At 57.4% G+C, this 18,222-nt stretch carries 21 protein-coding genes and 1 pseudogene; 7 read left to right on the top strand and 15 right to left on the bottom strand.

What is annotated here, in order from left to right:
* The first annotated feature begins 876 nt into the window (after nt 1-876).
* Nucleotides 877-1,854, top strand: a complete 978-nt coding sequence (locus tag J3R84_RS29840) for a YihY/virulence factor BrkB family protein (RefSeq protein ID WP_057221695.1) — start codon at nt 877-879, stop codon at nt 1,852-1,854.
* A gap of 94 nt (nt 1,855-1,948) precedes the next feature.
* Here J3R84_RS29840 and J3R84_RS29835 read toward each other — a convergent pair whose 3' ends face one another.
* From J3R84_RS29835 to J3R84_RS29820, 4 genes are all read right to left on the bottom strand, one after another.
* A complete protein-coding gene (locus tag J3R84_RS29835; protein ID WP_203530146.1) occupies nt 1,949-3,028 on the bottom strand; it encodes an IS630 family transposase in 1,080 nt (359 codons plus the stop codon).
* A gap of 165 nt (nt 3,029-3,193) precedes the next feature.
* On the bottom strand, nt 3,194-4,267 hold the full coding sequence (locus tag J3R84_RS29830) for a PAS domain S-box protein (protein ID WP_203528482.1): 1,074 nt from the start codon (nt 4,265-4,267) through the stop codon (nt 3,194-3,196).
* Nucleotides 4,268-4,654: 387 nt separating this feature from the next.
* The gene (locus J3R84_RS29825) at nt 4,655-5,029 is read right to left on the bottom strand and encodes a hypothetical protein (protein WP_057205516.1); all 375 of its coding nucleotides are present in this window, start codon (nt 5,027-5,029) and stop codon (nt 4,655-4,657) included.
* Nucleotides 5,030-5,417: 388 nt separating this feature from the next.
* Nucleotides 5,418-5,594: a hypothetical protein gene (locus J3R84_RS29820; protein WP_156408519.1), complete on the bottom strand. Its 177-nt coding sequence runs from the start codon at nt 5,592-5,594 to the stop codon at nt 5,418-5,420.
* 651 nt (nt 5,595-6,245) lie between these two features.
* On the opposite strand from J3R84_RS29820, the gene J3R84_RS38570 reads away from it, so the two are divergent.
* From J3R84_RS38570 to J3R84_RS29805, 4 genes and pseudogenes are all read left to right on the top strand, one after another.
* Nucleotides 6,246-6,488: an autoinducer binding domain-containing protein gene (locus tag J3R84_RS38570; RefSeq protein WP_255569864.1), complete on the top strand. Its 243-nt coding sequence runs from the start codon at nt 6,246-6,248 to the stop codon at nt 6,486-6,488.
* A 44-nt stretch (nt 6,489-6,532) separates the two neighbouring features.
* Nucleotides 6,533-6,733 carry a hypothetical protein gene (locus J3R84_RS38565; RefSeq protein WP_255753467.1) on the top strand — a complete coding sequence of 67 codons (201 nt, stop codon included), beginning with the start codon at nt 6,533-6,535 and terminating at the stop codon, nt 6,731-6,733.
* A complete protein-coding gene (locus J3R84_RS29810) occupies nt 6,694-6,861 on the top strand; it encodes a LuxR C-terminal-related transcriptional regulator (protein WP_225906355.1) in 168 nt (55 codons plus the stop codon). Before J3R84_RS38565 ends, J3R84_RS29810 begins: the two co-directional genes overlap by 40 nt.
* Before the next feature lie 40 nt (nt 6,862-6,901).
* A pseudogene (locus J3R84_RS29805) lies at nt 6,902-7,015 on the top strand (GNAT family N-acetyltransferase); the annotation flags it as partial.
* 134 nt (nt 7,016-7,149) lie between these two features.
* Here the strand turns inward: J3R84_RS29805 and J3R84_RS29800 are convergent.
* The 3 genes from J3R84_RS29800 to J3R84_RS29790 all read right to left on the bottom strand — a co-directional run bounded on the left by J3R84_RS29800 (nt 7,150) and on the right by J3R84_RS29790 (nt 9,941).
* Nucleotides 7,150-7,788 carry a BON domain-containing protein gene (locus tag J3R84_RS29800; protein WP_057221694.1) on the bottom strand — a complete coding sequence of 213 codons (639 nt, stop codon included), beginning with the start codon at nt 7,786-7,788 and terminating at the stop codon, nt 7,150-7,152.
* Nucleotides 7,789-8,121: 333 nt separating this feature from the next.
* The gene (locus J3R84_RS29795; protein WP_057221693.1) at nt 8,122-8,463 is read right to left on the bottom strand and encodes a PRC-barrel domain-containing protein; all 342 of its coding nucleotides are present in this window, start codon (nt 8,461-8,463) and stop codon (nt 8,122-8,124) included.
* A gap of 122 nt (nt 8,464-8,585) precedes the next feature.
* Nucleotides 8,586-9,941: a PQQ-dependent sugar dehydrogenase gene (locus tag J3R84_RS29790; RefSeq protein WP_203528469.1), complete on the bottom strand. Its 1,356-nt coding sequence runs from the start codon at nt 9,939-9,941 to the stop codon at nt 8,586-8,588.
* On the opposite strand from J3R84_RS29790, the gene J3R84_RS29785 reads away from it, so the two are divergent.
* A complete protein-coding gene (locus tag J3R84_RS29785; RefSeq protein WP_057221691.1) occupies nt 9,940-10,230 on the top strand; it encodes a hypothetical protein in 291 nt (96 codons plus the stop codon). The two genes, J3R84_RS29790 and J3R84_RS29785, sit on opposite strands and share 2 nt — an antisense overlap.
* Nucleotides 10,231-10,456: 226 nt before the next feature.
* Here the strand turns inward: J3R84_RS29785 and J3R84_RS29780 are convergent, their stop codons facing one another.
* Together J3R84_RS29780 and J3R84_RS29775 are read right to left on the bottom strand one after the other, a co-directional pair.
* Nucleotides 10,457-10,906 carry an HD domain-containing protein gene (locus J3R84_RS29780; RefSeq protein ID WP_057221759.1) on the bottom strand — a complete coding sequence of 150 codons (450 nt, stop codon included), beginning with the start codon at nt 10,904-10,906 and terminating at the stop codon, nt 10,457-10,459.
* Nucleotides 10,907-10,943: 37 nt separating this feature from the next.
* Nucleotides 10,944-11,369, bottom strand: coding sequence for a CBS domain-containing protein (locus J3R84_RS29775; protein ID WP_203528467.1), 426 nt, complete (start codon nt 11,367-11,369; stop codon nt 10,944-10,946).
* A 292-nt stretch (nt 11,370-11,661) separates the two neighbouring features.
* On the opposite strand from J3R84_RS29775, the gene J3R84_RS29770 reads away from it, so the two are divergent.
* Nucleotides 11,662-11,877 (top strand): hypothetical protein, encoded by a 216-nt coding sequence (locus J3R84_RS29770; protein ID WP_156408518.1) that lies wholly within the window; start codon nt 11,662-11,664, stop codon nt 11,875-11,877.
* Nucleotides 11,878-12,129: 252 nt separating this feature from the next.
* Here the strand turns inward: J3R84_RS29770 and J3R84_RS29765 are convergent, their stop codons facing one another.
* The 6 genes from J3R84_RS29765 to coxB all read right to left on the bottom strand — a co-directional run bounded on the left by J3R84_RS29765 (nt 12,130) and on the right by coxB (nt 18,047).
* Nucleotides 12,130-12,405, bottom strand: coding sequence for a hypothetical protein (locus J3R84_RS29765; protein ID WP_057221689.1), 276 nt, complete (start codon nt 12,403-12,405; stop codon nt 12,130-12,132).
* Nucleotides 12,406-12,528: 123 nt separating this feature from the next.
* Nucleotides 12,529-13,551 (bottom strand): c-type cytochrome, encoded by a 1,023-nt coding sequence (locus J3R84_RS29760; RefSeq protein WP_057218538.1) that lies wholly within the window; start codon nt 13,549-13,551, stop codon nt 12,529-12,531.
* A 17-nt stretch (nt 13,552-13,568) separates the two neighbouring features.
* The gene (locus tag J3R84_RS29755; RefSeq protein ID WP_162255934.1) at nt 13,569-14,180 is read right to left on the bottom strand and encodes a cytochrome c oxidase assembly protein; all 612 of its coding nucleotides are present in this window, start codon (nt 14,178-14,180) and stop codon (nt 13,569-13,571) included.
* 23 nt (nt 14,181-14,203) lie between these two features.
* Nucleotides 14,204-14,581, bottom strand: coding sequence for a hypothetical protein (locus J3R84_RS29750; protein WP_057221687.1), 378 nt, complete (start codon nt 14,579-14,581; stop codon nt 14,204-14,206).
* 8 nt (nt 14,582-14,589) lie between these two features.
* Nucleotides 14,590-17,109, bottom strand: coding sequence for a cytochrome c oxidase subunit I (gene ctaD / locus J3R84_RS29745; protein ID WP_057221686.1), 2,520 nt, complete (start codon nt 17,107-17,109; stop codon nt 14,590-14,592).
* Nucleotides 17,106-18,047 carry a cytochrome c oxidase subunit II gene (gene coxB, locus J3R84_RS29740; protein ID WP_082555704.1) on the bottom strand — a complete coding sequence of 314 codons (942 nt, stop codon included), beginning with the start codon at nt 18,045-18,047 and terminating at the stop codon, nt 17,106-17,108. The genes ctaD and coxB overlap by 4 nt, the downstream gene beginning before the upstream one ends.
* Nucleotides 18,048-18,222 lie beyond the last annotated feature (175 nt).

The raw sequence follows: 18,222 nt of genomic DNA, 5'->3' as shown, positions 1-18,222 counted from the left end.
CAAATGCTGGAACCTTCTTCAGCGATCGCTATTGGAACTGTCGTCAGCAAAGTCTGACATTGCACCTTGTGAGCCCGGCTCCTCCGATTTTTTGTAAGCGGAGGGGCCACTTCTTCGCGCCAATCTCGCCGGCGCACCTGATTAATTGTACAGCTCCTTTCCACCCACGAGGCAATCTCTCGGGCAAACGGTTTTTGCCTTTCGGTCCGCGGATTGATCATCACCAAGGATGCGAACCCCATCGCAGCACTCGCCGACCACCCGAAAGCCTTCCGAGCGCTTCCCTCTGTATTCGTCAGCTTAGAATTGGGCTACAGCGCCGTCATAACAGCGCTCCAAGGCAAAACCGCTGTCGATGAATTTTAAGGAAGTCGATTGGCAGCGCCAGCAATATTGCCGCGACAACACTATAGAACCCTTAGCAGCAAGAAGTGTGGCCGCGGCAAATGACATGCTTGCGATCGCCACAACATTCGAGACGGCCATTCCCCTTAAGATATCGAGGCGCATGCGACGTGAAGGATCTGCCTTAAGTCAAAGGCCAGACGATCCCCTTTCCATGAAACACTTTGATGCGCCGACGCTTAACGGCCTAACGATGAGGGCATTGGGTTGGTCCGCTCTTCCAGCAAGCCGCGGCTATCGCTGATCCGGTTCTTTGGAACATTCAATTTCGCTCGTGGTTGGTCTCGATATGCGCGCTCCGATATTGCAAGACCGAGAACGCAGGAGTTTCGACGTAGCATCGGTAGATGCGCTCGTAACCGGCCACTGGCCGACCACACACGCAATTTGGACTGCAGAGGGTCGAACCAGTTTCCCACCAATCCGTTTAATCGAAGACGGAAGCTATCGACGGCGAAAGGGAACCCCAGAGTGCCAGAGAACAACGCCGGGAACGACCCAAAGGGTCGAGACGCCAAATCGCCAGGGCAGATACCCGCGAACGGACTGTGGGATGTGACCTGGCGGGTTTATGTCAGCTTTACCGAGGACAGGGTTGCGATGATTGCGGCCGGTGTGACCTACTACCTGTTGCTCGCAATTTTCCCCGCATTGGGCATCTTTGTCTCTCTGTATGCCTTTGCCGCGGACCCAGCAGATATCTCAAGGCAGATGGAATTCCTCGTATATATCGTGCCATCGGAGGCCCTGAGACTGATCCTGGACCAATTAGGCACACTTGCATCGCAGAAGCCCACCACGGCAGGCCTTGGACTGCTGATCAGCTCAAGCATGGCGTTATGGAGCGCGCATAACGGGATCGCGGCGGTTTTTGAAGCAATGAACATTGCGTACGGCGAAAGCGAGAAGCGCAGCTTCTTGCACCGCACCAGTTTAGCGATGGCTTTCACCGTCGGCGGCATGATTGCAGCTATTTTGGCGGTCCTGGCGGTCGCGGTGTTACCTGTCTGGCTGGGCTTCATCGGGCTCGAGCGATGGGCTGAACTACTCGTGGATTTCGCTCGATGGCCGATACTGCTACTTATGTTCACCGGAGGTGCCGCGATGCTCTATCGGTTTGGACCAAGTCGTGAACCGGCGAAGTCTCCATGGCTTACCTGGGGTGCTGCCTTTACCACCCTCATGTGGTTGGGCACATCACTGCTGTTTTCATTCTACCTCGACCATTTTGCAAACTATAATGCAACCTATGGCACACTCGGCGCGTTTGTCGGTTTCATGGTTTGGACCTGGATCTCGGTCATCATCCTCATCCTTGGGGCGGAAATCAACGCTGAACTTGAGCATCAAACGATGTGCGATTCCACAACAGGTAGACCTCTTCCGATGGGCGAACGAGGCGCCTATGTCGCGGATACGGTGGGTGACCCGGCTCCCCCTCCCAACTGAAACGTTTTGTTACCCGGCGCCGTTCGGACGGCCGGCTATCGCGACCCCTCCAGTTCGTGCAAGTAGAAGAACGGCCCTAGTAACGTTCCTGCAACTAGTCGATTGATTCCAACACTTGGTGCCCTCGTCTGACGGCTGCGATGATGTCGTCAGGGTCTGCTTTCCAGATGAATGGCTTGGGCTGTTCGTTGTGCTCTTTGATAAAGCGGTTGATGGCTGCCTGAAGATCAACAACGGAATGGAAGACGCCATTTTTCAGTCGTCGCCGGGTGAGCTTAGCGAAGAACCCCTCGACGGCGTTCAGCCAGGAACAGGATGTCGGAACGAAGTGGAAGGTCCAGCGTGGGTGCCGCGCCAACCAGGCCCGGACTTTGGGCTGTTTGTGTGTGGCGTAGTTGTCCAGGATGACGTGAACCGCCTTGTCCTTCGGCAACTGAGCCTCAATCGTGTTGAGGAAGCGGATGAACTCCTGATGCCGGTGGCGCTGCATGTTGCGGCCGATGACAGAGCCGTCGAGAACATTCAGGGCAGCGAAAAGTGTCGTGGTGCCGTGGCGCTTGTAATCATGGGTCATCGTGCCGGCACGACCCTTCTTCATGGGAAGACCCGGCTGCGTCCTATCCAGCGCCTGGATCTGACTTTTCTCATCGACGGAAAGGACAATCGCATGGGCCGGCGGCGAGACGTAGAGACCGACCACATCATGAAGCTTCTCGGCGAAAGCCTTGTCGTTCGATAGTTTGAAGCAGCGCCACCGATGGGGTGCGAGACCATGCTCATGCCAAATCTTGACGACTGAGGATGCCGCAATCCCCACAGCCTTTGCCATCGCACGAACAGTCCAATGTGTGGCTTCCTGCGTGGGCGGCTCCTGCGTCAGGGCCACAACCCGGTCGACAAGATCAAGCTCAAGCGGCGCAGTGCCGGGCGGGCGGCTCTTGTCGCGCAAAAGGCCATCCACGCCTTCGGTCATGAAGCGTTCCTGCCAACGCCAGACGCAGGTCTTCGACTTGCCCGTGGCCTCCATGATCGCGACGGTTCCGAGACCCGCGTCGCTCATCAAGATGATCTTCGCCCGCCACACATGCTTTTGCGGCGAACTGCCCGCCGAAACGATTGCGTTGAGACGAACCCGGTCGTCAGCGGAAACCTCAAATGTGATACCCGTGCGCATGCCAGATCGTCGCATATGCGCGCAAAAATTGGAATCCTAAATCGGACTCTTTTGTCTCGATCAAACCACTAGAGGCTCGCTAAGGTTCTCCGGGCGGACGACGGTAACCGTCGAGCCGAAGCAATCTCGTACCGACCTATCGCCGCGCCGCCTTGTTGCCGGGCATCATATCGTATTTATGTCATTGATTACCGCGATGGGAAACAGTGCTCGGATAACGATGCCTTCGCGGTGCCACTCACGCATGATCTGGCATTTAAGGTTGGTTCTCAGCACCGTTTCCAGGCGACTCCCAAAGCCTTGGGTGCCAAGTTCTGCATCCGGCGGAGACACTGGAGGGCCGCCGGATTCTCGCCAAGTTAGGTGCAATGTCCCGGAGTGAAGTTCGCTTTCGACCGAAATATCGCCCGTATCGGCGGAAAATGCCCCATATTTGACGGCATTGGTCATAAATTCATGCAAGAGGAGCGACAGACTTGTCAAGCTCCCAGCACTAATTTCGACGTCGAGGCCTGACATGACGCATCTCGGGCGCGCCCCCTCCTGGTAGGGCGCCGTCAAGGTTTGCAAGAGCCGGAAAAGCGTCGTGGTATGTTGCGCAGGGACGCTGTCCATTTGGAGATTAGGCAAGGTGATCTCATGTGCCTTGGCCAAGGCATTCAATCGCTCCCTCAACCCGTGTGCAAGTTCGGAGGGCGTCTCAGCATTCTTTGCTGCAAGGGTCACCAATCCACCCGCCAAGGCAAACAGGTTCTTCACCCGATGATGCATTTCGCGGAGCAGCAGGGATTGTTGTTCGGCATGACGTTTACGCTCGGTGATATCCCGCGCGATCTTGGAGGCCCCGACGATCTTGCCTTGCGTATTACGGATAGGTGAAACCGTCAGCGAAATGTCGAGCAAAGTACCGTCCTTGCGACGTCTAATTGTTTCAAAGTGATCGACACGTTCTCCCGCCTGAAGTCGAGCCAGAATAGCAGGCTCCTCATCCAGCCGATCGGTGGGAATAAGAATGGTGACCGGTTTGCCAATGACCTCATCGGCGCTATAGCCGAATAGCCGTTGAGCTCCTTGATTCCAGCTCGTGATAATCCCCTGCAGGCTCTTGCTGACTATTGCATCATCAGAGGATTCTACGATTGCAGCGAGAAGAGCGCCAGCATCCGGTCCCTCGGGACAATCGCCTACCGGGGGCACGGCTTCACCACGCGACGCTTCAACACAAGAATTAGAAGACATATTCACTCTCACGAACCATGCTGGGACCGCGCCATCCTTGAACAAGAAAAGCGGCGACGCAAGTCCGTCCCCTCTCGTGCGAGTTGAAAAAATACATCGAACGCTGCTAAATTTCACGCGATAAGCACCTGGCGACGCATCGCATTACACCCGCGAACACCATGTCGGTATGTTTCCGCGACCGTTATGCCAGGCTCGGCGAAACAATGGCTCAAAAGACACCTGAACCATTAAGGACGGCCCGCGTTTCTCCTTGAATGGTGAGGTCAGGTCATGTCTCGTACCTTCAAAACCAATCGAAGCCGAGCTCATTTGCTCAATACCGGCCTGGTCGCGTTCGCTATGTTGACCATCGCTATAATGGTTGCATTGCTTTAGTCGCGGGACCTACTTGGTCTTCTCGGTTCCGGTTGGCGTCCTGATCTCTGACGGACCACCAGTTCCAGACTCGGCGGTCGGATCGCGATCGACAGGGGCAGTTTGCGCGCTCCCATTTTCTGAAGAATTGTTGTCGACGACGCCTTGGTTGCTCGGAGTTACTGCTGGTTTTTCCGTTGTGACCTGTTCTGGGGCGGTCGCGGCGTCATCGTCGATACCTTCACCGTAAAGACCCGCTATGCCCCATGCGACCATGGCAAGAACAAGTCCACCGACAAGCACAGCGAGAACCGGAACGCCAAGAAAACCTTGGCGGGCTCGGACCGCGGGAATTGGCGCGGCGTCGTGTTGTTTGGTTTTTTTGTTGTCGAGATAGCTGGCCATGGAACTCTCCTGTCGCGTTTGTCTCTCATAAACCGAGCTCACGGTCCAAGGTTCCACTAGATCCGGAAACGCGAATGTCATCCTTGGCAACATCGTTGCCACCTGGCCCCTTTTTTTGAAAATGGAAAGACGAACCCGACATCGCGTCTCGATGGGGCATCCCCGTGCAATCGCCGCCGTAAGCCAATACAATCAAAGTGCATTGATGACGACCCTGCTGGCAACGGCTACGAGCAATCCTGCCAAAGCTACCGCCGTGCCATATCGCGCCACTCTCATCCGCCGCCAGCGAGCGCCATTCCAGTCATAGCCCATCAGTCAACTCCGACATTTCGTTCGGTTCTGAAAGTTAACCAAAGTCCGTTATGAAGAGTTTGCGGGCCATGGCTCAGGCTTCGGGGAGCAATTCGTCCGACGAGCCGTCAGCGCCAACTTCTTCAGTCGCGCGATCCTTCAGATCCGCCAGCTCATCCGCCAGTTTTCGCAGCTTCAACGAAATGTCTTGAAGTGCCATTGCACTAGGCATCTCATCAATCGAGCCGCGCTGATCCTTGTGGTCATTCATTAGAAGCTCCTCTCTTCCGACTTTCGGAAACTAGGTCGCGGGTGCGTTCCGGCAAGAACGGCTCAAGACTGTTTCCTCAAAACCCTTTTTGATGTGCCAGAGTGATGTCCAAATCGCGACAACTCCCGGTCCATCTCCAGTCCATCACCAGCCGCAAGGAGAGGGTTTCAAAGCCAGCTGATTCACTCCGCTCGCGCTCATGCCTTGCCGTCAGCCATTACCTTTAAGGCGTCTCTAATTAAAGCAGAGCCCAATCGGACTGTCACGCCCTTCATTGAGGAGCCGCTTAAACGACTTGTGTTCTTTCCGAACGGCGGCCAAGTCTGCTCGTACCGCCGCCGATCGCAGTCGATTGTTACCCGCGCTACGTGCCTTTGACGGAACTGGAGTCTGCAGTTTCAGGTGCGCCCCGCATCTGCTACCTGTATTTCCTGCAGTTCCGCTGCCCAAGCGCCTCCATTAGGATCTGTTCTGAGATCTGAAAGTTCGGTTCGGGAACACAGGTCCAAATGGGCGGGACACTGGAGTATTCCCCGATGGTCGATAACCGCAGACTGTCATTGTCCTTGAGGAAGCTACGGGCAGCCAGTTGTGCGGAAGATCTTCAACCCTCTGCTGGGCGAACTTCGCAAGCGGTACGGCTTGTCGCAGATGACCTTCCTCTTGGTTTGCAGCGGAGGAACCTCAGCCTTATATCCGTATTACTGCACGACCTGTTCGGATAAGTGGACGGAGATCTACGTCGACAAGTGCTATTTCGACATAGATCCGGTTGTTGACGTCGTTCGCTCGGGATTCTTCCCGGTGGATTGGTCGTCTCTTGATCAGCGGCCAACACTAACCTCCCGTATGTTCGAAAAAGCGCGTTCCTACGACATCGCCCCCACGGCCTAACGATCCCCATCCGTGGCCCGAGAGGCGAACGCAGTCTCTTTTCCGTGACCTCAAACCTATCCAAGCGCAATTGGTTAAGGCAACGCGCTTCGAGCATCCACGAGCTGCAGATCCTTTCTCACTTCCTTCATGAGACGATGCTTTCTACCGCTGCACTTCGAGAAGTCGGTCGTTATCGGACCTCTCTAAACGCGAATGCCAGTGCCTGCAGCTGCTGGGAACAGGTCGGATTTCCAAGCAGATAGCAGCGAACCTGGGCATTTCGGAAAATGCGGTGAAGTTGTACCTGCGTTCGGCAAAGCTCAAGCTCGGAGCCTCTACCAGCCATCACGCCGTCGCCAAGGCAAGTTACCTCGAATTGATAAAAATCTGACCGCGCTCGATCGTTGTTCGCCGTCGGCGTTCCCGGAATGGCGATCCGCTTCTACGAACGCCACGGGTTCGTAAGGGTTGGGCGTATTCCAAACGGCCTATTGGGCCACGACACGGAAATCGACGAACTCATAATGGCGTTACGCTTGGAGTAGCAATCGACAGATGTTTCGTCACAGGGCGCACCGCGAAAGCGGGAACAAAATCCGCATCCGACAATCCTAGAAGATCGTCTCATCGCCATCTGATGAGACGACATCTGTTCCCGTCCGTTTGCCTGCCGTTGTCGCTAAAGCTCGCCAATACCAGTAGTCGTATCCGTGGTGCGGACCCGCAAATTGTTTTGGACATGCGAGACGCCAGTGACGGCGTCGGCGCAGTCTTCCGCACGCCGCTTATCCTGGCGTGACGATACCAGCCCGGTGAGCGTCACCTCGCCGCTCGAAACCACAACCTCGATATCGGAAGCATCCAGCCACCCGTCATCCGTCAACCGATCGTTGACATCGTCTCTGATGCGTTCGTCGGAACGCTTGTATCCGCGTGGGCCCTTGCCGCGAAACTGGTCCATCCGACGGCGATATTCCGCATCCTCGTCGCCGAGCCAGGACGCAACCTCGTCTCCCGCCTTTTCGAGAAATCCACGTTCTTCGTCGTAACCGCGACCGCTTCGCGCGTAGCTATCCTCATTGGCGGAGTAGCGTCGACGCTGGCCGTAGCCAGCCCGATCTGCGCGCTCGGTGTAGCCTAGATCGTCGGTGCTCCAAGCCTCGGGACTGCCGCGCTCGAAATCGGTCTCCGGGCGGGCTCGTCCTTGACCCGACAACGGGCGTTGATGGCTGCGCTTTTCCGGTCTGCGGTAACCGTCTCGTTCAGCCTCGTAGTCACGGCCATACCGTTCCTCACGTTCATATCGATCTTCTGCCATGGTGATGATTCCTCCTTGTTGCCGCAGAACAACGCTGGCGCGCTCCTGTTCCATCCCAATGACAACAAATCGACTCAACGACACAGATGGTCTCGATAATCGCGTCGTACGAGTTACTGAGAATGAACCCGAGCGAAGAAGGTCCGCCGGGAGCCAAGAATGTCTCGATCCATGCGTGATTTGGCGAGCCTTGGTCTGTGCAGTTTCGCCGACGTGCCCTGCAAGACGACCCAAGCCATGTCGGTTTTTTTCTCTCCGAATGTTATGAGTCGTAGCAGTTGAGTTGGTTCGATCTATCGCAAATCCGACAGACACTGTTTAGACTTTTTTGAATTACACCCAATAGGGCTCAATCCCATAGTAGTCGTAAACCTGTCGGCCTCTCTCGGCACTCCAATCAAAATCCTGGTCTCGCGGATATCTTGGTGCTCCCTCGAGTTGATCCTTTGTGATGCTTACCTGGAAGCCGCCGAGGCCGGGATTATAGTCGAGTACGTCCCACGGAAGGGGATAGTGGTCATCTCCAATTCCCAAAAGACCGCCGAAGCTCAGCACAGCATAGGCAACGCGTCCACCACGCTTTTCGAGAATGATCTTCTCGATAGATCCTATGTGATTGCCGGTCCTGTCGTAGACGTACGTCCCCACCACCTTGTCGCTGGCAATGAGGGAGATAGACGCATATCAAGGGTACCCATTTTCATTCCTCCTTGGACTGGAGAACTGCTGTTTTTGAAAGTTGTTCCCTGCCTTTCGGAAGGAGACGCTCACGACAGAAATCCGCGCAGAAGGTTGTCTCATTCCCCGCGTTGGGCGGATGTTACCCGCCAGATGACGTTGCCCACGTCGTCGGCGACGAGCAAGGCGCCCGTCTTGTCGAAAGTCACCCCGACCGGGCGGCCCATGGCCGTATCGCCAGCGCCGATGAAGCCCGTGAGAATGTCCTTCGGCCGGCCGGCTGGTTGGCCGTTGCGAAACTGCACGAAGATCACTTTGTAGCCGCTGTGCACGCTTCGGTTCCATGAACCGTGCTGGCCAACGAAGGCGCCGCCGCGGTACGGGGAAGGAAGGGATGATTCCTTGTCGAAGGTTAATCCCAGGGAGGCAGTGTGGGAGCCGAGCGCATAGTCGGGCTTGATTGCTTTGGCGACGAGATCCGGGCGCGGCGGCTTTGCGCGGATGTCAATATTCTGGCCGAAGTAACTGAAGGGCCAGCCATAGAAGCCGCCCTGACGCAACGAAGTCATGTAATCCGGCACGAGGTCGTCACCGATCTCGTCGCGCTCATTGACGACCACCCAGAGCCTGCCGCTGTGCGGATTCCAGGCAAGTCCGTTGGGGTTTCGTAAGCCCGAAGCGAAAATCCGTGTTTTGTGGCGGGCGGGATCTACTTCCAGCACCGCGGCACGGTTTTTCTCCGCCGCAATGCCATTCTCGCCGACATTGCTGTTAGATCCGACGGTAACGTAGAGCTTCCCACCGTCGCGCCCGGCGATCAGATCCTTGGTCCAGTGGTGATTGATGTCTCCGGCCGGCAGGTCGACGACCTTTTGCGGCGCCGCCGTTATCCGGGTTTGACCGGAGGAATAAGAATAGGCGACGACGGCGTCGGTATTGGCAACGTAAAGCTTTCCGTTGACGAGCGCCATACCGAACGGCGAATTGAGCCCCTCGATGAAGGGTCTGCGCAGATCGGCAACACCATCGCCATCCGTGTCCCGCAAAAGCGCAATGCGGTTGGCGCTCTCCGTCGCCGCGCCCGCCCGCTTCATGGCCTGCGCCATGAAGACCTTGCGCAGGCTGAAGCCGCTGTCCTTCTTGGCGGGCGCGTTTGTCTCGGCCACAAGCACGTCGCCGTTCGGCAAGACATGAATCCAGCGCGGATGATCGAGGCCCTTCGCAAAGGCGTTGACCTTCAGGCCCTTCGCCGGCTTTGGCCTCGCGCCGCCGTTCCACCCTTTTGCTTGGGCGATGTTGATCGTCGGGATCAGTGTGGGTTTCGGTTTCGGAAGCGTCGGATGAGGGCCGTAGCCGCCGTTCGTCGGCGCCGTTGCGGTACTTTGGGCGGTCGCGGCGAGGCAACCTGCCGTGATCGCTCCGAGCAAAATGACCCCCGGAACACCAAGAACGAGCGGAACTCTGCGAGAATTCATGATCGTGGTCCTCAGCAAAACGTCGCCGACTGGGTATAGTAAGACACAAGGGCGTTTCGAATTATTCCCTATCGCCCAGCTAACGGCAGGCTCGATCATCGGACTGAACACGCAGCCGTCCAAGTATGTGCTCGGCCGCAGAGACGAGGCAATGCGTGAGGCAGCTCTTTTCATCGCGACGACACCGAACTTCACGATTGCTCACTGGTCCGCTGCACAACCCGCCCGCGACATGGAGACGATCCAGCGCTTGGCTGAAGGTTATCGGATGGCCGGATTGCCGGAATGAACGGGGAGCCTGTTGAGCTCTGCGCAAATGGAGCGGCGACGCCTCGTTCCTACTTGTGGATTTGCTACATAGTTTTGCAAAGTGCGAGCACCAATCTGAAATCGTGATCAACAGGCAACCGCCTCCCGCACTGGACGCCATCAGGGCGGCTAAGTCCCGCATGGGCTTGTACCTGCGATGGGAATCCCTTGCATTAAGCGTCAACGCGCTCATTGCTGCGCGCGGATCAATCCGAGAGGCAACCGAATTCGGCTTCAAGGATCCGCAGCCCATCGAGGTATTTTTGCGTTTCCATCCTGCTCGCCAGCGCCTGTTCCAAATTGTCCAAGAGATCTGCATGCTTGACCGGGAGGGCAAGTGGGTTTGACGCCGCCCGCCTTACAAAGGCTGGTTCCGGCTCGGCCGGTTCTTTTGTCAGCGCCACGACAGCGCCAACGATCACGGGATCAAATCCTTTTTCCAGCAATCGCTGAGCCGACCAGCCCGGTCCCTTCTCCAGGACGTCGTGTAAATAGGCCACGACCTTGGCATCCATCCCGTCCACGGCGTTCGCAACACGCTGACAGTGCCTGAAATACGGTTGCCCCGTTTTGTCCAATTGCCCCTGATGGGCCTCAGCAGCAACTTCGCTGGCGAGAAGCAATGCATCGTGCGAGCTCAAGACACCGCTGTCCATCGGTTCGTTTTCGTTGCCCGGCATCTCAGGCATGGGCCTATTCCTGGTTATGGGCGCCACCAGGTGCCGTCACGCCCTGCAATCCCGCACCCGCGAGCGAAGGATCTCTGCGGGCGGCGTCTGCAAGAGACACGACACCCACCAGCCTTTTGTCGCGATTGAGCACTGGAAGTCGAACCTGAATATCGCCCATGTTACGGGCAACGTCGCCGATTTCTTCATCTTCAAAGCAGTATTTGACGTCCGCCGACATCACCTCAGCCACTGTCGTATCCCCGTCGCGGCCGTCGGCCACGCACCGCACGACGATGTCCCTGTCGGTGATCGTGCCGACGAGGCGGTCATCTTGTTCGACAGGAAGAAATCCAATGTCGTTGTCAGCCATATGGCGGGCGACTGCAGCCACGGTATCATCCGGGCTGACGATATGCACGTTCTTGGTCATGATCTGGGCAATTTGCATGCTTAGCTCCTATCCTGCTGGAAACCGCAGTTCCCTCCCATGGCAGCGAGCCGCCGGGCGGCAAACGCGCCGAAGCTGATCAATCATGCTCAGGGAAGCTCGGGCGGCGGAATCGTTTTCCGCTTCGGTTTCCATTGGGGTTCCTTCCGCTGTGATGTTGTTTGCTAACGGTCGGCCCTCTCCTTTGTTCCGCTCATTCGTTGCCACGTTCGTGATCGATTTCTTTTGGGCGATCGGAACCGATAGTCGATTTTGAGGTTTGGGATGGATCGCGAGGTTCATGAGGTTCATCATGCCGACGCTGATCAGGTTCGTTATTTTGAATGTGGGCGTGGGGTTTCTGCTTGGGGCAGCAACCGCCGCTTCGATCGCAATAGTCGCTCCGGGCGCCCTCGGGCACGGCGAGGGTCTTGATCCGCTTGCATTCGGGCTGCAGATCTACGCTTTCGGCGCATCCTTTGGCCTCGGTGCCCTGGCGACGGCTTTGATGATGATTGCCGAGGATTGATAGATCCCAAGTGCGATCGACGATTGAAGCGGCTTTGCGCCCATCGAGATAATCGAACCGTGGCCATTCCTATCTGTTCCGTGCTGGCGCGTTGTCGCCGTGGAACCAACTCTCCCGCGAGAGGCTTACACCAAGCTTCTTGAAGTAGATTGTGTTGAACAATCCCCAAGCCCTTGGCGCCAAATGAGAAAAAGCGGGCCGCCGATCCATGTCCAGAGTGAAAATCGCTGGCATTTCTGTGGCACGATGGCATCACTTGGCTTCGGGTAGATCCAGCGGGCAACCAATGCGGACGATCACGCGCTCGGCCCCGGCAATCTCCTCGGCTATCCGTCGAATGGTGTCTGAAGCGTCTCGTTCCCGCAGCACGCCTTCAATAATCACCACATCGCCGAGCAAACGAAAACAAAGGCCTCCTGTATCGAATGTTGTCTCGGAACTCACGGCACAGCGTATAGAAGCCAGGAGCGCGGCTGCGTCTGCGCTGCGTTCCTGAGGTCTGCCACCATCGGGCGCGATCAGGACCATTGCGAAACTCCTCTCATCTCTTCATATGAGCAAACCCTAATTATTCAGTATTGTTCCCTCTGGGCGTTTGTGAAGTTTCTTCAAAACCGCCACCTTGGGGCGGTTTCGCCGTTTATGCGATCGTCAACGCGCCAATGGCTGCGACGCATAGTAATCGGCAAGCCGGGCCACATCCTCAACGGTTAGATGGCGCACCGCACGGCTCATCAATCGTGCCGTTGGACTGTCACCGCGTAGATCCTGTTTGAACAGGAGAATTTGCTCTATCAGGAAGGTGCGGGACTGGCCGCTAAGCAAAGGATAAAGAGGATTTCGGCCGTCATGGCAGGCTTGGCAGGCAGCGATCTTTTTCACGGGATCGCCGGTTTGCACCAGAGACAATGTGCGCTCGTCGCCGGAGCGAGCTCTCGGCGTCGCTGACAGCAACCCATCCTTGCGGGCAAAGTGGCCGGCCGTGGCATCGATGTCCGCATCCTTCAACCGCGAGACGACGACCTCCATGAACCCACTTTCACGGCTCCCTTTGCGGTAGGCCCGAAGGGCTTCAGCAAGATAGGCGTTTGATTGCCCTGCAATGACTGGAGCTATCGGGTCATTGCCTTCGATACCTTGCTCATGGCACGCCAGGCAGCCGGATAGCGTATCGCCGCTTTCGGTATCCTTCGCACCGGAAAGCTCTTTGTAGCGGGCCGGGCTCATCGTCTGCAGCTCCTTTAGAAACGCAACCATTGCCCAAACCTCGTCGTCGCGCCCAGCGCCGGGCCAGGCGGGCATCCCGGTATAGCGCAGACCGTCGCGCACGATGACGAACAGTTCCTCATCCTTCCAGTTGCCAACAGTGTCCCTGAGGTCGGGCGGTGGCGGCAGCATCGCGAGCATTTCCGGGGAGCGGCGGCGATCCGGAGACCCATGGCATTCGGCACAGCTCATCTGGAAATGAACTGCCGTGACCTTGAGGTGTTTGGCACTTTCGAAACCGGAAGGCTTTTTGATGCCGAGCGCCGCAGTTCTCACTGACGAACGCATTGTCCAGTGCAGGAACCATTCAGTGACTGCCCAATGACCGCCGGTTGCACCAACATGAATGATGCCGAGCCAGGCGATCAGCAAGCCGGCAACGGGCGCCAGGGCGGCGGCGGCAGCCAAACATTTCAGACAGCGCTTCATGGTGCCTGCCCTTCGGTCGGTTTCGCAAATGACGCACGCAAGAGTCTCGCGGCCAGGCCAACGCCACCTGCAAGGTAGGCAACTGCCCCAACAAACAGCATGACGATGCCGCCAAGCTGCTGATCTTGGCTCGCAGTCATGGTCACGCCAAAGCAGGTCACATCAGCCACGCCATAAAGAGGGCGCGGAGCCATCGTCAGCAGCACTGCGAGAAGCGTCATATGCATCGAGGTGAGAAGGAGTGCGACAGCGCCGCTAAGCCCTGCATCTGCTTTCCTGCCGGCTCCAAGACACGCAATCCAGAGAAGGCCGCCCGCGACCAGAAAAATTGCAAGCTCAGCCAAACGCATGCCAATCGAGGCTTCCGCCAGATCCCTCATCGCCGGGACATGCCAAACCCAAACGACGACGAGCTCGACGAAGGACAACAGAAGGCCGGCGCCAGGATGCCAGTGGCTGCTCGGGTCCCATCGTGTTCCCGAGACAGCGAAAGCAGCGAGCGGGGCGACCACAGCAACGAGCGCCATGTGCGTCCCCATATGTCCGGAAAATGCCCGTGGGTCGAAAACAAACAGAGATGTGCATACCGCCGCCACCAGCAAAATCATAGCAGCGATGAGACTGGCCCATCTCATGAAAAGCACCCGTTGATCAGCATGATCGGGGTCGCCACGAACAGGACGGCGACGAAACTCAGGGCCGATAGAAGCAGGGTTGCAAAGCCCTGGAAGAGTCTGCGCGCCCGATCCGTCGATTCATCATGCGGTGGGTCCGCCGTGCCAAATCCCCACTGTCTCCAAGCGAGATAGGCAGAAATCGCGATCGCTACGAGTGCCAGCAAAGTTAGGGCGCCAAGCATCAACTGAAGGCCGACATATTGTTGCGCGCTTCCTCCCTTGGCGCAGAAGATCGCCGCCGTCAGATAACAGACGAGGAAATGCAGCGCCCAGACAATCGGCGCCGTAAACAGAGTCCAAAAAGTCTCGATCTCTCGCGGTAATAGCCGCATAGTTCCTCTCACATCATTGCCGGGAACAAACCGATGACACCCAGGGTGGTAAACGCGGTGATCGTCAGAAAGTGCCAATATAGAACCACATTGACGAGATCGATGTCATGAGCAGCGGTCAGGTGACCGAAAAAGCTTCGCGCCAGGCAATAGACCTGCATCACCACGCCTACGCCGGCATGACAAACGAGCCAAAGCACCAAAACCCAGACGATGGCCGGATAGACATGCTGCGTCGGATCCATCTGCGAGAGCCACGGCCCGGCCAATGTAGCGACACTGCCGAGAAGCGTCAGAGCAAGTGCACACAAGACAAGCAGACGCATCGCAAGTCTCTGACCCCTGCGGTTCACCGACCGCGCCGTAACCATTGCAAACCAAGCTACGAGAAACAGGCAGAGGGACGCCATTGGCCATCCGATACCAGGCCCGGAAAGGCCGGCCGTGAAGTCGCGATGGATGGTCCAATAGAAGAAGTAGCCGAAAACCAGGCTACCGAACGCCGTTCCGTCACCAACCATGGTGATGAACATCGCCCACCAGCCAACCGATGCGGGTCCAGAGACGTAGAGTGGCAAGGAAAGGCCAAGGCCGACATCTTTTCCCGCTTTCTCGGGCACGGTCGCCGTGCCGGTCCACAACCAGCTGACCACGAAAACAAGGAAGGCGGCGGCAAACAACGTGGCCAGGAGCCACCAGTGAAAGGTAACGGCCACAAACACCCCGCCTAGCGCGGCCGCACTGAGGATGGTCAGATAGGATGTACCGCCGACGCGCAGACATTGGATCGGTTCGGCATCGAGCACAGAGGTGACGAGCGTCTCGCGAAAGCCCTCTGCTGCATCGGGCAGATAAAAGCGCGCGTTGTCTATATCTTCGCGAATTCCCGGCTGGTCCCAAAGCGGGTAGCGACTGCTTATGATCGGGATCGAGCGCACACCCCAGTTTTCCTCTGGTTCGGATATCCACTCGAGGGTTCCGGCATTCCAGGGATTAGCCTCGCCCCTGGGCTGGCGATGCTTTGGCCTCAAGACATCGACGACAACAATGAGGATGCCCGAGGCGAAGATGAAGGCGCCCACCGTCGAGATCAGATTGAACCAATGCCAACCGACATCGCTTGGATAGGTAAAGACACGCCGGGGCATGCCGCGCAATCCGGCGAGGTGCATCGGAAAGAAGGCGAGGTTGAAGCCTGAAAACATCAGCCAGAAAGCAATCTTGCCCAACCGGTCAGAGAGCTTCCGGGCATTGATGAGCGGATAGTAGTAATAGATGCCGGCAACGACGGGAAAGAGCATGCCGCCGATCAGAACGTAGTGCAGATGCGCGACGACGAAGTAGGTGTCGTGCGCCTGCCAGTCGATCGGTACGAGCGCAACCATGACGCCTGTCAGGCCACCGATGACAAAGATCACGAGACCGCCGCCGCCAAAGAGCATCGGTACGGAAGGGGTCACGCGCCCTGCCAGCATCGTTGCTATGAATACGAATATCTGGACGCCGGTCGGAATCGCGACGGCCTCGGAGGCCGCGGAGAAAAAGGCAAGGGAGATTTGCGGCAGGCCCGTGGTGAACATGTGGTGGACCCAAAGGCCGAAGCTTAAGAAACCGGTTCCGACCGCCGCCAGCACGATCCAGGAGTAGCCGACGATCGGTCGTTGGGCGAAGGTTGGAACGATCATCGCCATCAGGGCGATCGCCGGCAGGAAGATGATGTAGACCTCAGGGTGACCGAAGATCCAGAAAAGATGCTGCCACAGCAGCGGATCACCGCCACGCTCGGCATCGAAAAATGGCCAGTCGAACATCCGCTCCATTTCGAACAGGATGTCGCCGGCGATAAGAGGCGGGAAGGCAAAAAGGATCATACCGGCGACAATCAGCAGATACCAGGCAAAGAGCGGCATCATGTTGATGCGCATGCCCGGAGCGCGGCATTTCATGATGCCGACGATCAACTCTACTGCTGCGGCAATCGAGGCCACTTCGATAAAGGATAGCCCGAGCAGCCAGATGTCAGCGCCAATACCCGAATACTGTTTGTCCGTGGCCAGCGGTGGATACATGAACCAGCCCGTATTGGGTGCTGCGTCAAAGAAGATCGATCCGCATACAAACAACCCGCCGAGCAGGAAACTCCAAAAACCAAACGCCGAAAGCCGCGGAAAGGGTAGTTCGCGCGCGCCGAGCATCGGCGGCAAAAGGAAGATCGCCACAGCCTCGAAGATCGGCACGGCAAACAGAAACATCATGACGGTTCCGTGCAGGGTGAACGCCTGATTGAAGAAATCCGCCGACAGGAAATCGTTTTCGGGTATGGCGAGCTGCGCGCGCACGAGCAACGCGAGGACGCCGGCAAACAACATGAAGATGAAGGCAGTGGCCGCATACCAAAGGCCGATTTGGGTATTGTTGACCGAAGTCCAATAGCGCCATCCCGACGGATTGGCCCAGACAGCTCGAAGCTGCCGCTCTTCCTCGCTCTTCGACGCCTGTTCGCCGAGCCGGTCCTCGGTGGTGGTCATGTTTCACCTGCGAGGTAGTCGATGATTTCGTTCAATTCGTCCTGCGGGATCATAGGGAATGCCGGCATTTGGGCGCCGGGCTTGACGGAGGAAGGATCACGAATGAAACGGGCGAGGTTTTCCGGCGTGTTGGCCAGCGCCCCTGCTCCCACATGCTTGCGCTGCCCGAACCCTGTCAGGTTCGGTCCTGTCAAGCCTTGTGCCTGTGTCCCATCAAGCGCGTGACAGGCCGAGCAGCCATGAACGAGAAAAGCGTTTGCGGCGTGGTTACTTGTTGATCGCCTTTTCGCGCGGCTTTGTTGCCATGTCTGAAAATCTTCTGCGGACAGAACGTCTGCGGTAAGGTTCATGAGGGCATGCGACGTGCCGCAAAACTCCGCGCATGGCCCGCGATACGAACCGATGCGGGTCGGCTCCAGCCAGAGGGTGTTGGTTCGCCCGGGCAACATGTCCATCTTGCCCGCAAGCGCGGGGATCCAGAACGAATGGATGACATCGTGCGCCTTGAGCGAAATCCGGATCCGTCGATCGACGGGCAGTGTGAGTTCGTTTGCGGTTTCGAAAGCAATCCCCCCTGACTTGTCGAGGTATCGAATGCGCCACCAGAACTGTTCGCCCGTGACCTCGATCGCCAGGTCCGCCTGCTGCCGATCGAACCATGGTCTCGTCGCCGGCATGCTCCACACCGCATAGGACAGAAGCGCAAAGAGAACCGCCGTCGGCGCTACCACGCCGCCCCAGGTGATAAACCTTTGGGCCTGCTCTTGGCTCAACTGGCCCCGGCGCGCACGGCCGGCGTAGATCAGGAGGGATATGACGACTAGCCAGACGAAGGCTGCACCGACCACCGTTACCGTGATCAGGCTCTCGATTGCCGAAGCCTCGCGGCCAGCCGCTGCGAAGGTGGATTGCCAATCGCCGCAGCTTGCGAGCGGCATGGAAAGCAGCATTGCGACGGAACCGCGAACGCCAATGACAATGTGACGGTGGATGAAACTACTCGTCTTTTTGCGAACAAGACTACGCATCGCCCAGCGGCTGCATCGACAGGTCAAATGGCCCTCCCCTTCCCTGATGAGATGGAAACTGCGACCTTGGCGGGAAGTTCCTTCC

Source organism: Ensifer canadensis (genome assembly GCF_017488845.2).
GTDB lineage: Bacteria > Pseudomonadota > Alphaproteobacteria > Rhizobiales > Rhizobiaceae > Ensifer > Ensifer canadensis.
Note: the sequence above shows the minus strand (reverse complement) of the source record. Positions and strands in the feature narration are given on the sequence as shown.

Excerpts from the sequence above, each read along its gene's own strand:
- J3R84_RS29835 (WP_203530146.1), bottom strand. The coding sequence starts at position 3,028 with ATGCGCACGGGTATCACATTTGAGGTTTCCGCTGACGACCGGGTTCGT.
- J3R84_RS29830 (WP_203528482.1), bottom strand. The coding sequence starts at position 4,267 with ATGTCTTCTAATTCTTGTGTTGAAGCGTCGCGTGGTGAAGCCGTGCCC.
- J3R84_RS29825 (WP_057205516.1), bottom strand. The coding sequence starts at position 5,029 with ATGGCCAGCTATCTCGACAACAAAAAAACCAAACAACACGACGCCGCG.
- J3R84_RS29820 (WP_156408519.1), bottom strand. The coding sequence starts at position 5,594 with ATGAATGACCACAAGGATCAGCGCGGCTCGATTGATGAGATGCCTAGT.
- J3R84_RS38570 (WP_255569864.1), top strand. The coding sequence starts at position 6,246 with ATGACCTTCCTCTTGGTTTGCAGCGGAGGAACCTCAGCCTTATATCCG.
- J3R84_RS29800 (WP_057221694.1), bottom strand. The coding sequence starts at position 7,788 with ATGGCAGAAGATCGATATGAACGTGAGGAACGGTATGGCCGTGACTAC.
- J3R84_RS29785 (WP_057221691.1), top strand. The coding sequence starts at position 9,940 with ATGATCGTGGTCCTCAGCAAAACGTCGCCGACTGGGTATAGTAAGACA.
- J3R84_RS29790 (WP_203528469.1), bottom strand. The coding sequence starts at position 9,941 with ATGAATTCTCGCAGAGTTCCGCTCGTTCTTGGTGTTCCGGGGGTCATT.
- J3R84_RS29780 (WP_057221759.1), bottom strand. The coding sequence starts at position 10,906 with ATGGACAGCGGTGTCTTGAGCTCGCACGATGCATTGCTTCTCGCCAGC.
- J3R84_RS29775 (WP_203528467.1), bottom strand. The coding sequence starts at position 11,369 with ATGCAAATTGCCCAGATCATGACCAAGAACGTGCATATCGTCAGCCCG.
- J3R84_RS29770 (WP_156408518.1), top strand. The coding sequence starts at position 11,662 with ATGCCGACGCTGATCAGGTTCGTTATTTTGAATGTGGGCGTGGGGTTT.
- J3R84_RS29765 (WP_057221689.1), bottom strand. The coding sequence starts at position 12,405 with ATGGTCCTGATCGCGCCCGATGGTGGCAGACCTCAGGAACGCAGCGCA.
- J3R84_RS29755 (WP_162255934.1), bottom strand. The coding sequence starts at position 14,180 with ATGATTTTGCTGGTGGCGGCGGTATGCACATCTCTGTTTGTTTTCGAC.
- J3R84_RS29750 (WP_057221687.1), bottom strand. The coding sequence starts at position 14,581 with ATGCGGCTATTACCGCGAGAGATCGAGACTTTTTGGACTCTGTTTACG.
- ctaD (WP_057221686.1), bottom strand. The coding sequence starts at position 17,109 with ATGACCACCACCGAGGACCGGCTCGGCGAACAGGCGTCGAAGAGCGAG.
- coxB (WP_082555704.1), bottom strand. The coding sequence starts at position 18,047 with ATGCCGCTCGCAAGCTGCGGCGATTGGCAATCCACCTTCGCAGCGGCT.